Here is a 14392-nt window from a genome sequence, read left to right on the forward strand (position 1 = left end):
TTAAGGCATGAGAGAGCCCCCTATGGAGCTTTTCTCATGCTAGTTAACACTTCGTTCTCTTTGGCAGAGTACTACTTTTCTTCTTACATATTGCGATTTGCAAAGATCTATTAATGCAATTCGCTGTTAAGTTTGATTTCTCGTTTACTTCGAGTAGCGACGATCATACCATTTACGCTATTTTGACGGAAATGAATACCATTAAGTCCTGCTAATTCTAATCCTTTAAAGAATACAAGCTCATCAGTACCTGCTTTTTTGAGCTTCGCTTTTGGATTCGCTTCACTGATTTTTGCAAGTTCTACTCCACTTACTCCAATTTTGGTTCCTTCCAAAATAGCGATGCCTGCATCAACAATACAGCCATCTCCTAAAGGAATACCTGTCACAGAGTTCGCGCCAAGGAGTGTATTTTCACCAATGCTGACTGGGTTGCCATTTGTACCACTTAACACTCCTAAGATACTCGCACCTCCGCCAACATCACTTCCCTTGCCTACTACAACAGATGAGCTAATACGTCCTTCAACCATTACCGCACCTGTGGTACCTGCGTTAAAGTTGACATAACTAGCACCTGGCATAATAGTCGTACCTGCGTGAAGTTGTGCACCCATACGTACTTTACTTGCATCAAGCACACGCGTATTGTCCGCAGGAATGATATGAGAAAGATAACGTGGGAATTTATCGACAGACTCGATAGTTGGATATTCACCTCGAAGCTTTAGCTCAACTTCATGCATTCTAAGCCATGCAAGTTCAATCGGCTGACCAAGAGACCATGCCACATTTTCAAGTACACCAAACGCTCCTGAAAGGTTGAGAGAACGAAGAGGTGCCTTACCAGTTGAAAGCGCGTAAAGTTTAAGATAAACGGCTTCTGGGCTTAGAGGTGCTGCATCTTCAAACAAAAAGACAATACGAAAATCTTTTTTAAGTTTCTCCGTTTGCGCGATCCAATCAAGTGTTTTAATAACTTGAACATTTTTATGTGCTTCACCAATGGCCTGATTAAGATATGGTGTAAATGCATTCATTGCATTTTTGACAAATTTCTTTTTCACGTCATAGACAAATTCACTGCTCGTAAAATCTACATCAACACCGCTTTCTTGGATTGCCGCAATCAAAATAGCAGCACTACCAAAATTTTCATTCCAGTTAATCACTGGAAACGTTGCTTGTAGAATTTTTTCAGGATTTAACTGCCCACGGTCAACCCTAGCAATACCAAAAGCAATCGGTTTACGATATCCCTCTTGCGCTTCAATTTCTTTGACTAATGCTTTAAAATCTGTTTCATCAATACTTACACGTAATGCCATATTTTTCTCCTTTGTACACAATTTCTACCAAAGATTTATAGATGTTTCCTAACACGTAGGACTTATTTGCTTGAACAAGCACTTGGTGAGCCATTAACTCCCATAGTTGGTTGGATCGCTTCGTTGCTGACGCCACCCTCTTCATTCACTTTTTCAATGCATTCCCAAAGTTTACGTGCAGAAGCTTGATAGCGCTTTGCTGTTTCACTTTCTGGATGGAAGAAACTTACTGGTTTACCAGCGTCTCCACCTTCTCTTACTGCAGGTTCAATCGGAATCTCACCAATCACGATGGTTTCAAATTTTTCAGCCAACGGTTTGGTTGTTCCTTTTCCAAAGATATCATACTCTTTATTTGTCTCAGGGCAGATAAATCCGCTCATGTTCTCCATAATTCCAGCAATTGGTATGTGAAGTTTTTGGAACATGTCAAGACTTCTCTCAGTATCATCAAGGGCAACTTGTTGAGGCGTTGTGACACAAATGCCTGCTGTTACTGGAACACTTTGTGCCAATGTAAGCTGAGCATCACCTGTTCCTGGAGGCATATCGATGAAAAGAACATCTAAGTCACTCCATAAGATATCACGTAAGAGCTGCTCGATTGCTTTCATAACCATCGCACCTCTCCAGATGAGTGATTGACCATTTTCCATTAAAGAACCCATACTCATCATCTCAACGCCGTAAGCAAGGATTGGTTTTACTTTTTGTCCTACAATTTCAGGATGTGTATCAACAACACCCATCATACGAGGTACATTTGGACCATAGATATCTGCATCTAAAAGTCCTACTTTTTTACCTTGGCTTGCAAGTGCAATCGCTAAGTTAACCGTTGTTGTTGTTTTACCAACACCACCTTTTCCTGAGCTTACCATTACGAAATTTTTGATGTGTGGTGCCATATTTTTGCCCGATTGAGAGTTGCTTTTCTCAACTGGAGCCTTTGGTTGCTTCACAACAACGTCCACACGAGCTGCACCTATGGCTTTTACTGCCTTATCTATAGAAGCTTTTAATTCGTCAGCCACTTCTTTGCTTGAAGAGACAATTTCTGTTTCTATATAAACATTATTATCTGAAATATCGATATTTTTAACAAAACCAAATGTCACAATATCTTTCTCAAAACCTGGGTATTTAACGCCACCTAATGCGCTTAAAACTGCGTCTTTATTTAACATTTTTTCGACCTTTATGCTTAAGTGATGGCGGAATTTAACACAAAAAAGATAAAAAAAAGCTTTCAAAATGTATAATATCGTAACACTTCAGAAAAAAGGACAAAGTTTGCCCGATTTAGCCCTTGTGATGTTAGGCGCAGGTAGTTCAACACGTTTTAATCAACGTGTTAAAAAGCAGTGGTTACGCGTCGAAGAGACCCCTTTATGGCTTTTTGCAACCCAAAATCTTCAACAGCTTTTTCCTTTTAAGCAAATCATTGTCACCACAACACCTGATGAACATTTTTACGCGCAAAAATTTAGTGGCGCGATCACGTTTGTGGAAGGTGGAGCAACCAGACAAGAGTCTTTACAAAATGCCCTTTCGCATGTGACAACGCCTTATGTTTTAGTCAGCGATATTGCTCGTCCATGTATTGATCAAGCGATGTTAGTACGCATCTTATCGGAAATGGAAAATGCCGATATCGTCGTACCTTACCTTCCTGTCGTTGACACGGTTGTGTATGAAGAGAGTACTATCAATCGTGATCATGTAAAACTCATACAAACACCACAACTCTCGCATACAGATATATTGAAAAAAGCACTCAACACATCAACGCTTTACACAGATGATAGCAGTGCGATTAAAGCGATGGGTGGCAAAATTGCATACGTACTTGGAAATCCTGAAGCAAAAAAATTGACATGTAAAGAAGATATCGCTTCTATTCCTTGTCTTAAAGCACCCTCTTCTGTTCCTTTTGTAGGCTATGGCTTTGATGTACATGCCTTTGAAGAAGGTAAAGTCATGATGCTAGGGGGCGTTGAAGTGCACCCGACGGTAGGCTTTAAAGCACATTCCGATGGCGATGTTGCCATACATGCTCTTATCGACGCACTTTTAGGCGCTGCGGGAGCGGGAGATATCGGTGAACTATTCCCCGATAATGACCAACGTTATAAAAACATTGATTCAAAACTACTACTCAAGGAGGTGTGTTCTTTTTTAGCAAAGGTGGGGTTTGAGATCGTTCATTGTGATCTCACGATTATGGCGGAATTTCCACGTTTAAGTGCCTTCAAGGACAAAATACGTTTCTGCTTAGCCGATATTATGGCACTCTCTCCCATCCATGTGAATGTAAAAGCAACCACAACAGAAAAATTAGGATTTGTCGGGCGACAAGAAGGTGTTGCAGTGAGTGCAACGGCTACATTAAAATATTATGATTGGAAGAATGTATGAAGATTTTAATTGTTGAAAACGAGATTTATCTCGCGCAAAGTATTGCCTCTAAGTTGATGGAAATTGGACATTTATGTGAGATTGCTACCAGTATCAAAGATGCGCTTAAAGATGAAAAATACGATGCAGTATTGCTCTCAACGAACATTTCAGGACAAAATTTCTACCCCGTTATTGAAAAACATCGCTCATCCATTATCATTTTGATGATCTCTTATATCAGTAATGACACTGTCACCAATCCGATTAAGGCGGGGGCTTGTGATTACATTCAAAAACCTTTCATGATTGAAGAATTGATTCGAAAACTTCAACATCTTTCCGATTTTAAAAATCTCAAAAAAGAGAATGAAACCTATAAAGAATATGTCAAAAACCTTTTTAGCAGTGCCAATTTAGAACCTCTTGATAAAAAAACCAAATTTCCTATTCTCATCAAAACAAATTTTCAAAAACATGCCGATGCGCTCGTTTTTAACTATGTTCAGTCACAAAATGAGACATTTACTTTTATCTCACTCACCCAAACCAATGCCTTAGAAAAGATTGCGCGGGCTGGAAGTGAGGAATTACTCTACATTATCGATCTTCAAAACCTTAAAAAAAGCGAAAAACTTAAAGTCTATAACATCCTAGAAGGTAAACGTGCTATTATTTGTAGCACTGATCCTAACGAAGAGAGTGACTTTTCAAAAATCGAAATTAACACCGACAGTAAAATTTTAGACCAAGGTGATATTTTATGTATTGATGATTATGTCAAATATGTCATCTGCAATTTTCAAAACAAATTCCCTGACACGGAACTCTCCAAAAAATTAGGAATATCTCGCAAAAGTTTATGGGAAAAAAGGAAGAAGTATGGAATCAACAAGAAAAAATAACCGACAACTCTTTTTAGATAAAGAGTTTTTAGCAACCCTCGCTCTGGCTAAAGAAGGCGTTTTGCATCCTGTTGATAAGCTCATGAACAGTGCAGAAGCTAAAGAAGTTGAACACAGTGGATACTACAAAGGTAAACCATTCCCGTTTCCATTTATCATCGCTCCTGCGGGTGAAAAAAACAGAGAAGTGCTCACAACCTCATACAAAGGGGAACCACTTGATTTTGTCGTCGATGGGAAAATCAAAGGAACCATCATTGTTGATGAAGTATTTGAGGTCGATAAGAAAAAAAGAATTGAGCAGATTTTTGGAACGTATGATATTTCAAACCCTGAAACACAAATGTTTCTCAAACGACTTGGAGACATTGCTGTATGCGGTGAATATGAACTCCAATTTGATGACATTAAAAATGTAAAAAATAAAATTGCCGATGCAAAAGCACAACTGGGTGCTAAAAATGTTTCTGCCATGATGATGAACGCAAAGCCCTTCCATAGAGCACATGAGAGAGTTATACGTATTACGCTTGAAAAATGTGATATGTTGGTTATCTTTTTACTAAAACCCTATAAACAAGATGCACTCTCTTATGAATTACGTCTTAAAGCGTTACAGTATTTTGTCGACAACTATTTACCAAAAAATAGAGTCGTTATTGTTCCTTTTGAAAACACTTATCTTTTTACAAGCTATAAAAACGCTGTTTTAGATGCTATTTGTGCTTCAAATTTAGGATGTAATAAGCTCGTTCTTGGGCAACACCATAGTGGTATAGGAGCATACTACGACAAGAATGAAATGAAATCTATTTTGGATCATTATGAAGATTTAGATATCGAGGTAGAAATTATTACCGAGTTTGTCTATTGTAATGAGTGTAAAACATTGGTCAGTACGAACACCTGCCCACATGGCGGGCACCACCACATTAAGTACCATGCAGAGTCACTTTTAGAGATTTTAAAAGCGGGAATGTTACCACCAGCTATTTTCATGCGTAAAGATATTTCAGCGCTTCTTCTAAGTGAACTCTTCAAAAAACGCTTCGAAAATATTGGCAAAATTTATGACGCTATTTTCCCAAACAGTGGTCTTTTAGAGAGCCACGATGAACGCGATTTCTATCTTGAATTGATGCGTTTACATCAAACAACTTCACTTACGTAGGATCTTCATGCCAAATGCTTTTTTGACGTTTTTATACTCAGGTCTTTGCCCAAAAGCTCCAGGAACAGCAGGTTCACTTCTTGCTGTCATTCTAGGGGCTGGGATTATTCACTACATCTCGATGGAAACCTTAGTTCTTTTAACCATTCTATTTACGCTTATGGGCGTTAAACATATCAATGCGTATGAAGCAAACAGTGGCAATCATGACGATAGCCGCATTGTCATTGATGAAGTGGTAGGCGTATGGATCGCTCTTATTTTAAGCTCAGGAACTATTCTTCAAATTGTTCTTAGTTTTGTATTTTTTCGTCTTTTTGATATTTGGAAACCTTCTTTGATTGGCAAAATCGACCAAAATGTAAAAGGTGGATGGGGTGTCATTGGGGATGATATGCTAGCAGGTTTGGTTGCTGGTATCTGTAGTGCAGCAACATTTCAGTTTTTCGGATACGTGCAAAATACTCTCTTAAATTAAAATATTACTTTTACGTCATCTAAGAGCCATAAGCGTCATGTGACTATACTTTTCATAGACATTCTATAAAAAGGATATACCATGAAACATCTCTTCAAATTGCTTATGGCTAGTGCTCTTCTTTTCTCTTTAGCAGAGGCAAAGGAGTTTGTGATTGACAATACCCACTCTAATATTGGTTTTTCTATCAAACATATGATGATCTCAAACGTTAAAGGTAATTTCAATACATACAGTGCTGACATCGACTATGATGCAGAGAAAAAAGTCTTCAATAAACTTGCAGCAAAAATTGAAGCGGCTTCTATCGACACAGGAATTACAAAAAGAGATGACCACTTAAGAAGTGCTGATTTCTTTGATGTTGAAAAGTTTAAAACCATTGATTTTGTTATGACTTCCATGAAAGATGGCAAAATACATGGAAAAATCACCATTCATGGCGTGACCAAAGATATCGTTCTTGAGAGCAAAGTACACGGTGTGATTAAAGATTTTCAAGGTCACCAAAGAGTCGGTTTTACATTAGAGGGTAAACTCAACCGTAAAGATTTTGGACTCACATGGAATAAAATCTTAGAAGGTGGTGGATTAACCGTTGATGACACGGTCAATCTTTCTATTGAAGTTGAAGCTATCGAACTATAACAGTCTAAAACCATCTCTTTCAAAATGATGAGAAAAGAGTAGAAAATGCTCTTTCTCATCAGCACTTACTTCTATCTCCCACATCACACCATCACTTTGAAACTCTCTTTTAATAACGGTGACGTTTTGTGTTGACGTATAGTGTTCAAAACGAGGTACGAGCGAATAAATGGTACTAAACAAAACGCGCTCTTTAAAAACAAAAGGGATGAGTTTTGCATGAGCGATGACTTCCTTAGCACTACTGCCATAGGCGCGCACTAAACCACCCGTTCCAAGCTTAATACCCCCAAAATAACGCACGATTAATAGCCCTGCTTCCACCAGTTCCACGCCACGCATGACGTTGAGCACGGGTGGACCAGACGTTCCTTTGGGCTCACCATCATCACTGTTGTTTTCTACAATTTGACGGTATTCATTAAAATAGCGCTTAGCCCATACAATATGTGCTGCTTTTGGGTGGTCATTTTTGAGTTTTTGATGTAAAGCATCAAAAGAGCTCATCGGGCACAAATAGGCTAAAAAAGTCGATTTTTTCTCTTCAACTGTTGCAGAAAACGTCTCTTCAATCGTTTGCATTACACTCTCTCAATAACAACTCTAATATCAGAAGGTTTCGCATGATACGGCGATGACGTCACGATAAAATCAACTCCCGTGGCAGCATAATCAACAATATTATGTTCACCAATACCCCCCGTAGCAGAAAGCAGTAGGTATGGAAACTCATTTTTTAGGGCAACACACTGTTTTAAAGCCTCAAAACTCATCTTTTCACATTGCACGATATCAGCGCCAAGACGTGCAAAATAACGTGCTTCATCAAGACTATCTACCTCAACCACAATCTTTTTTTCCAAATACATTTGCTTCATTTTTGCAAATTGTACTTCAAATGCTGCATCACTCTCAAAAAAAGCACAATGCTGTTTAAAAACCAAGACAGAGTCATAAAGCCCCAAACGATGGTGTGCACCACCTCCTGCATAGACGGCTTTGAGTGCTAATTCTTTGGTGCGAGGAAAAATTTTACGCGTGGTTAACAGCTCTATTTTTGGGTTCATTGTTCTTGCAAGGGTAATCATGGTATGAGTTTTTGTCGCAATGCCACTTAAAAATTCTAAAATATTTTGAGACACTTTCCATGCTTTATGTGCTGCATCTGCCCTACCATAGGCTTCTAAGATAAGCTCACCCGCTTCAAGTTTATCGCCACATGCTTTGAAAATGTGCGTTTCAAGCCCAAGTTTACGGCACATCTCATCCACAAACTCTACCCCACATAAAACGATGGGCTCTTTTGTTGAAAATGAGATTTTGGCTTTGTATGAGCCAATCCCTAATCCTACCGTGGTCATGTCGATCAGTCCGACATCTTCACGTATCATATCCATCATAAATACACCTTTTAGAAATTATAAAATAGTAACATGAAGAAGATTAAAGCAACTGCTCCTCTTTTTGGAAAAAATGCAATGCTATAAAAACGGCTAAAGAAACAACAATCAAAATAGCACATAAAAAAAGTGCTAGAGCGTACTCTCCATCAAAAACGGCATTGTAAATCGCAAGGGAAATCGTATCCGTCTTACCAACAATATTGCCACCTAGCATCAAGGTTATGCCAACTTCTCCCAGTGCTCGAGCTTCTGCAATTAAAAGTGCCGCAAATAGACTTTTTTTGATACACGGAAGAATAATAAAGACAAAGGTATGAAACCTACTTTTACCACTCATATACGCTGCTTCTTTAATCGCCTTGGGGAAAAGTTCAATCGCAGATTGCAATGGTTTAACCATCAATGGAAGAGCGGCAACAAAGCCTGCTATTACAAGCCCTTTGAACTCAAAAATGAAACGTATACCTAGTGTGTTTAAGTAGCTTCCAATCCAGCCATATTTACCTAAAAGAAGCAGCAGTAAAAAACCTATAGCAATAGGTGGGAAAATCAATGGTAGAGTTACAAACGTTTCAATCAACCACTTATATTTAAGCTGTTCATTGGAGAGATAATACGAAAGAGGAATTCCTATAAAAACCAAAAGGAGCGCAACCACACTGATGGTTTTAAGGCTTAGCACCAACGGATGCCAAACCTGTACCATCTCAAAGCCCATATTTAACAAATATCTCTTTTGCTTTAGGCGTTTTCAAAAATGCAATGAACTCTTGACAGATTTTATCAGATTCACACGCTTTTAAACTTCCAGCAACTATCTCTATGGGCGTGTAATACTCTTGAGGAATTTTTATGTAACCTCCAAGTTTATCGATGTTATCAAGAGCTGCGGTTAAATTCATAATTCCAACATCAACCTCATGTGTATTGACATAAGAGCTTACTTGAGGCACGGTAGCAACCACGATCAGTTTGTCTTTAAGGCTCTCATACAATTTGGTCGTATTTAAAAACTCAATACCGGCATCGCCATAAATCGCTTTTTTAGCTTCTGGCATTGCGATAGTTTTTATCTGCTCGTTTTTCAAATCCTCAATATTATTAAACGAAACACCCTTAGCATAAGCAATCACAGCAATGCCCTCTCCGATTTTTTCATAATTTACAAAACTAAGCTCTTTTTGTTTTTCCAAAAATTTTTTATCGGCAATTACTAGCGTAATTTCCATCTGTTTAGCATGTGCAAAAATCTGTGCCATATTGCCATACATAGCATCAATTTTTTGACCTTGATATGTCTGTTCGTATGCTTTTAACACTTCCAAAACAGGTTTCTTATACCCTGCACCGACTGCGATTTTAAGATCATCAGAAGCAGCATGCCCTAAACAAAGAATACACATACACATCAAGAGCTTTCTCATCACTTTTCCTTCATCTTTTGAATCATAGGCGCAAAGGCTTTTGTACCAAGACTTACAATATCTCCAACGTGAAGATCTTTTGCTTCGCTACCATCAAGCACAATCTCTACGATCTGCTGACCAATCGCCACAATAGCAACATAAATCACATCAACTTTGACAATGTCTAAAAGCTCACCCTCAAAGGAGAATTTTTGACTTCCTTGTGTTCGAAGAAGCACACTTTTTGCATCGCCATCTTGTATTACCTGACCTTGGGAGAGGACAATGACACGGTCACTTAAGCGGTAAATTTCACTGGGGTCATGACTGACCATGATCGTTGTCGTACCAAAGTTTTTATGAAGCGTTAAAATCTCATGTTGCAGTTTGTTTCGCATCGAAGGATCGAGCGCAGAGAGAGGCTCATCCATCAAAAGAAGTTTGGGTCTGTTCATCATGGCTCGACACAGACTCACACGCTGTTTTTGACCACCAGAGAGTGTCGCTGGCTTACGATTTGCAAGCTCTGAGAGTTCACTCAACTCTAAAAGCTGATGTGCTAATGCTTTGTCTTTACGTACAAAAATCAGATTTTCCAAAACACTCATGTTAGGAAAGAGTGCATAGTCTTGAAACACAAAGCCAATGCCTCGTTGTTGAGGCGCTAGAGCACGTGTACCATCAAGCCATATCTCATCATCAACACTAATCTTACCGTGTGCCTTTTCAAGGCCTGCCAAAATACGAAGCAATGTCGTTTTCCCACTGCCGCTTTGTCCTGAAAGGGCTACAAAACTTTTGGATTCAAAGGAGAGATTGACCGATAAATTCATTTTTCCTTGTGAGCCTAAAAGCTCTTTACGCACGTCAATCTCTATCATAAACTCCTCCTAAATGGTGGTTCTGTTGGCGATTGAACATATAAACCAATAAAAGAACCAAGAAACTAAGTCCCACCATAATCGCACTGTAAATATGCGCCAGCGTATAGTCCATGGTTTCAACCATCTCATAAATAGCTACTGAAGCAACTTTTGTCTCACCAGGAATACTTCCACCCACCATCAAAACGACACCAAATTCACCCACGGTATGAGCAAAGGTAATGACAATAGCTGTCATTAACGAAGGCTTGATATTGGGCATTGCTACAAAAAAAAGGGTTTGGAGTTTGTTTTTACCAGCGATATACGATGCTTCTAGCATATTTTTGGGTAATGCTTCAAAACCGCTCTGTAAGGGTTGTACCATAAAAGGCAATGAATAAAAACAACTTGCGACAACCAGCCCTGTGAAGTTAAAGACTAACTTTAAACCCAGTACATCTTGAAAAAAACGTCCAAGAGGAGAATGAAACGAAAGGGCATAGAGAATGTAAAAACCTAAAACTGAAGGTGGTAAGACAATAGGAAGTGCTGTAATCGCCTCAAAAATAGGTTTAAAACGAGACTTACTTTGCGATAAATTCCATGCAATCACCAAAGAAATACAAAAAAGAATTGCTGTGGTAATGGACGCTAATTTGAATGAAACGAGAAAAGGAGTCCACTCTAAGGCTTTTAATGTTTCAAACATCTAAAACCTCCAGAACAAAGAGTTCACTTGCTTTAATCAACAATACAACGTGATCTCCTACGTGAAGATTCATCCGTAAAGAAGAGCTTAGAGTAATAAAACTTTGCATCTCGTTTTCATGTGAACGTAGCACAATACTACTCAGCAATTTTCCATTTTCAATACTAACAATCGTAGCAAAGAGTTGGTTGGAATAACTAAGCTCTCCACTTAGATTTTTAGCAATCGCCACATGCGAAGGCTTGATGCCAAGGGTTACATGTGCATTGACATGTAGCCCCTTAGGCAAATCAAGCCCCATCATTTTAAGTCGATTTCCTGCATAATCAAACGTGATGATATGTAGGTTCTGCTCACCTTCAATGTCTGTTACAACCGCAGGCAGTCTATTCATTGACTAAATATCCATAGTTTTTAAAGATTGCTTTGGCTTTTGCGCTTAAGATAAGATCATAAAATGCTTTCGCTTCTGCATTGTTTTCTGCTTGTTTCAAAAGGACAATTCCTTGCGCAATTGGCGTGTAGAGTTTTGGGTCAACATCCACCCATTGAACTCCTTTTTTATACGCTTTCATTTTGTCACTGTAAAAAGCGGAAGCATTGACAAAGCCTACATCTGCTGCCGTAATGGAAAATTGTAATGCCTGAGAGATGCTATCACCCTGAACCAATTTTGGCTCTACTTTCTCAAAGAGTTGTGCATTTTTAAATACTTCGATACTTGCTGTTCCATATGGAGCTGTTTTTGGGTTAGCAATGGCAATTTTTTCTACTTTTGGATCATTGAGTACAGCAATGCCTTTGCTTAAATCAAGCCCTTTGGTACTTACCATCGCTAAAGCGCCACTGGCATAGACAACAGGTTTTGTGACAGCAATTTTTTCAGCGTAAAGATTTTCAGGAAACCCCATGTCTGCACTTAAAAACAAATCAAAAGGAGCACCACTTTTAATCTGTGTTGTAAACTTTCCGCTTGCTCCTAAAATCGTGTTGACTTTTGTATTTGGGTTTGTTTTAGCGAACTCTGTTTTAAAAACCTCAACGACATCACTCAAGTTGGCGGCAACCGCAACACTAATCTCTCCTGCAAGAAGAGAAACGGACATTACTGCACTAGCGATCAATACTTTTAACATACATGCTCCTTTTACTTTCCGATTAAGATACTACTGGATTTGATGATAGCACACACTTTTTTGCCCACAGAAAGGCCTAAATGTTTCACAGATTCACTGGTAATAGTCGCTACAACCACATCATTTTGACCGATATCTACACTAACTTGTGCGTTCACGTCACCAAGTTTTATGTCTGTAATGACCCCACCAAGTTTGTTTCTTGCACTGGTCGCAATATCAAGTGTGTTAGAGATCAAGACCGAAGAGGCTTTTATAATGCCTACAACTTCATCACCGATTTCAAGTCCTAGCTCTTCTACGGCACTATTGGTGATCGTTGAGACAAGGACAACTCCACTTTTGAGCACAATGCTTACCTCTGCATTCACTTTCGCTTGTTTAATCTCGCCGATTTTACCCATCAGCTGATTACGTGCGCTGATTTGCATAGCAATCCTTTGTATGTGTTTTAAACTATTCATTTCAAAGTTACCGATAGTGGAGAGTCGATTTAAAAACCGTTCATACTCTTTTTTCAAAACACTATAATTAGCAACAACCTCAACACCAAGAGGAGTAAGTGTTGTCCCTCCTCCACCACTTCCACCTGTAACACGTACAACAAGAGGGGTTTTGGAGAGGTTATTCATCGTATCTACCGCCTCCCATGCCGCTTTGTAACTAAGCCCCACTCTCTTTGCAGCGCTGGTAATGGAGCCTGTTTCGGCAATGGCTTCAAGAAGCCTAATCCTCTTTTCTAAAAGAGCTGGCTTATCAAAACTCATCACACCAGAAACAATCCCTTCCATCTCTCTTCCTTATGTAATTAAAGTATATAACGACAAATCTCACAAAAACTATTTTGAGCATTATAACGTTATAACCTTAAGTGTTATAACGCAATGTGTTTAATTTTTCATCATTTAAGTCAAAGTGGCTATTTTAGCCATTTTCAAAGGAAAATTTTAAGAAACTTTTACTAAAATGAAAAAAATCCATTCTAAAAAGAGCAGCATGACACAAAAAATTTTATCGCTTATCTGCGGCGCATGTATTATTACGAGCTCACTGAGTGCAGCTTACCTTGACAAAGAGACTGCGGATCGTATTAAACGCAATACCGATGCTATTATTGCAAAAGATTTGAGTAACAAACAACTTATTTTTGCTAAAGATGAACAAAAAATCAATCAACCTGCAAGTTTAACTAAAATTATGACTGCTATGTTAGCGATAGAAAGTGGAAGAATGAACGACGTGGTAACCATCACTCGAGAAATGATCCAAGTTGAGCCTACCAAAGCAGGTCTTAGAGTTGGCGAAAAATTTTATCTACGTGATCTTGTGAAAGCAGCAATGGTTATGTCTGCTAATGATGCTGCTATGAGTATTGGTGTCTTTTTAGGCGATGGCGATGTCGATAAATTTGTAGCTATGATGAACAGAAAAGCAAAAGCAATTGGTATGAAAAATACTAATTTTACCAATCCATGTGGTTTTGATAGTAGCCATTTTGGCAACCACTACTCTACCGCACTTGATCTTTTAACGCTCAGTGAATATGCCATTAAAAACAGTGCCTTTAATGATATGGCAAAACTAAAACGCCATGACTTTCAATCCCTCAATACCAAAAGAGGCTATGCAGCATACACACACAATAAACTTCTTAACAATTACAAATACGCCGTAGGTATTAAAACAGGATTTACGCAAAAAGCTGGCCCTTGTTTAATTGCAAGAGCAAAAAAAGATGATAAAGATATTTTAGTGGTCATGTTAAACTCAGAGCACCGATGGAATGACATTAAAACTATTTTTGAAGATGTACTACCAGATATAACAGAGACAAGAAGTAGCGCTAAAAAAGCTGCCGCACCTTCTAAAAACAGTAAGAAAACCGCTTCTGGCAAGAAAAAAGCACAAAAAATCGCTTAGGCTTGTCTCTTGACAAGCCCTTTGC

17 protein-coding genes are annotated in these 14392 nt (G+C 38.7%); 6 read left to right on the forward strand and 11 right to left on the reverse strand.

Annotated features, from left to right (window positions below):
• Positions 1-110: 110 nt before the first annotated feature.
• Positions 111-1328 carry a tetrahydrodipicolinate N-succinyltransferase N-terminal domain-containing protein gene (locus UCH001_RS09630; RefSeq protein ID WP_067177319.1) on the reverse strand — a complete coding sequence of 406 codons (1218 nt, stop codon included), beginning with the start codon at positions 1326-1328 and terminating at the stop codon, positions 111-113.
• 62 nt (positions 1329-1390) lie between these two features.
• Positions 1391-2515 (reverse strand): Mrp/NBP35 family ATP-binding protein, encoded by a 1125-nt coding sequence (locus UCH001_RS09635; protein ID WP_067177321.1) that lies wholly within the window; start codon positions 2513-2515, stop codon positions 1391-1393.
• Between the two features lie 106 nt (positions 2516-2621).
• Between UCH001_RS09635 and UCH001_RS09640 the strand changes: the two genes are divergently transcribed.
• From UCH001_RS09640 to UCH001_RS09660, 5 genes are all read left to right on the forward strand, one after another.
• The gene (locus UCH001_RS09640; protein WP_067178512.1) at positions 2622-3746 is read left to right on the forward strand and encodes a bifunctional 2-C-methyl-D-erythritol 4-phosphate cytidylyltransferase/2-C-methyl-D-erythritol 2,4-cyclodiphosphate synthase; all 1125 of its coding nucleotides are present in this window, start codon (positions 2622-2624) and stop codon (positions 3744-3746) included.
• A complete protein-coding gene (locus UCH001_RS09645) occupies positions 3743-4630 on the forward strand; it encodes a response regulator (protein ID WP_067177323.1) in 888 nt (295 codons plus the stop codon). The genes UCH001_RS09640 and UCH001_RS09645 overlap by 4 nt, the downstream gene beginning before the upstream one ends.
• Positions 4608-5801 (forward strand): sulfate adenylyltransferase, encoded by a 1194-nt coding sequence (locus UCH001_RS09650; protein WP_067177325.1) that lies wholly within the window; start codon positions 4608-4610, stop codon positions 5799-5801. The genes UCH001_RS09645 and UCH001_RS09650 overlap by 23 nt, the downstream gene beginning before the upstream one ends.
• A gap of 7 nt (positions 5802-5808) precedes the next feature.
• Positions 5809-6279: a phosphatidylglycerophosphatase A gene (locus tag UCH001_RS09655; RefSeq protein WP_067177327.1), complete on the forward strand. Its 471-nt coding sequence runs from the start codon at positions 5809-5811 to the stop codon at positions 6277-6279.
• Positions 6280-6360: 81 nt separating this feature from the next.
• A complete protein-coding gene (locus tag UCH001_RS09660; RefSeq protein WP_067177329.1) occupies positions 6361-6927 on the forward strand; it encodes a YceI family protein in 567 nt (188 codons plus the stop codon).
• Here the strand turns inward: UCH001_RS09660 and UCH001_RS09665 are convergent.
• From UCH001_RS09665 to UCH001_RS09705, 9 genes are read right to left on the reverse strand one after another with little or no spacing between them, the layout of a single operon-like run.
• Positions 6922-7509, reverse strand: coding sequence for a YigZ family protein (locus tag UCH001_RS09665; protein WP_067177331.1), 588 nt, complete (start codon positions 7507-7509; stop codon positions 6922-6924). The genes UCH001_RS09660 and UCH001_RS09665 overlap by 6 nt on opposite strands.
• Complete coding sequence (gene modD, locus UCH001_RS09670) at positions 7509-8327, reverse strand: ModD protein (RefSeq protein WP_067177334.1); 819 nt, start codon at positions 8325-8327, stop codon at positions 7509-7511. Before modD ends, UCH001_RS09665 begins: the two co-directional genes overlap by 1 nt.
• A gap of 43 nt (positions 8328-8370) precedes the next feature.
• Complete coding sequence (gene modB / locus UCH001_RS09675; protein WP_067178513.1) at positions 8371-9048, reverse strand: molybdate ABC transporter permease subunit; 678 nt, start codon at positions 9046-9048, stop codon at positions 8371-8373.
• The gene (gene modA / locus UCH001_RS09680) at positions 9038-9754 is read right to left on the reverse strand and encodes a molybdate ABC transporter substrate-binding protein (RefSeq protein WP_173636822.1); all 717 of its coding nucleotides are present in this window, start codon (positions 9752-9754) and stop codon (positions 9038-9040) included. The genes modB (UCH001_RS09675) and modA (UCH001_RS09680) overlap by 11 nt, the downstream gene beginning before the upstream one ends.
• On the reverse strand, positions 9754-10617 hold the full coding sequence (locus UCH001_RS09685; protein ID WP_067177336.1) for an ABC transporter ATP-binding protein: 864 nt from the start codon (positions 10615-10617) through the stop codon (positions 9754-9756). Before UCH001_RS09685 ends, modA (UCH001_RS09680) begins: the two co-directional genes overlap by 1 nt.
• Complete coding sequence (gene modB, locus UCH001_RS09690) at positions 10604-11311, reverse strand: molybdate ABC transporter permease subunit (RefSeq protein ID WP_067177338.1); 708 nt, start codon at positions 11309-11311, stop codon at positions 10604-10606. The genes UCH001_RS09685 and modB (UCH001_RS09690) overlap by 14 nt, the downstream gene beginning before the upstream one ends.
• Positions 11304-11705 (reverse strand): molybdopterin-binding protein, encoded by a 402-nt coding sequence (locus UCH001_RS09695; protein WP_067177341.1) that lies wholly within the window; start codon positions 11703-11705, stop codon positions 11304-11306. Before UCH001_RS09695 ends, modB (UCH001_RS09690) begins: the two co-directional genes overlap by 8 nt.
• Entirely contained in the window at positions 11698-12447 is a 750-nt protein-coding gene (gene modA / locus UCH001_RS09700; protein ID WP_067177343.1) for a molybdate ABC transporter substrate-binding protein, read from the reverse strand. The genes UCH001_RS09695 and modA (UCH001_RS09700) overlap by 8 nt, the downstream gene beginning before the upstream one ends.
• Before the next feature lie 11 nt (positions 12448-12458).
• Positions 12459-13238, reverse strand: a complete 780-nt coding sequence (locus UCH001_RS09705) for a TOBE domain-containing protein (RefSeq protein ID WP_067177345.1) — start codon at positions 13236-13238, stop codon at positions 12459-12461.
• Positions 13239-13443: 205 nt separating this feature from the next.
• Here UCH001_RS09705 and UCH001_RS09710 point away from each other — a divergent pair, with 205 nt between their 5' ends.
• Positions 13444-14367, forward strand: a complete 924-nt coding sequence (locus UCH001_RS09710; protein WP_067177347.1) for a D-alanyl-D-alanine carboxypeptidase family protein — start codon at positions 13444-13446, stop codon at positions 14365-14367.
• Positions 14368-14392 lie beyond the last annotated feature (25 nt).

Source organism: Sulfurospirillum sp. UCH001, assembly GCF_001548035.1.
Classification (GTDB): domain Bacteria; phylum Campylobacterota; class Campylobacteria; order Campylobacterales; family Sulfurospirillaceae; genus Sulfurospirillum.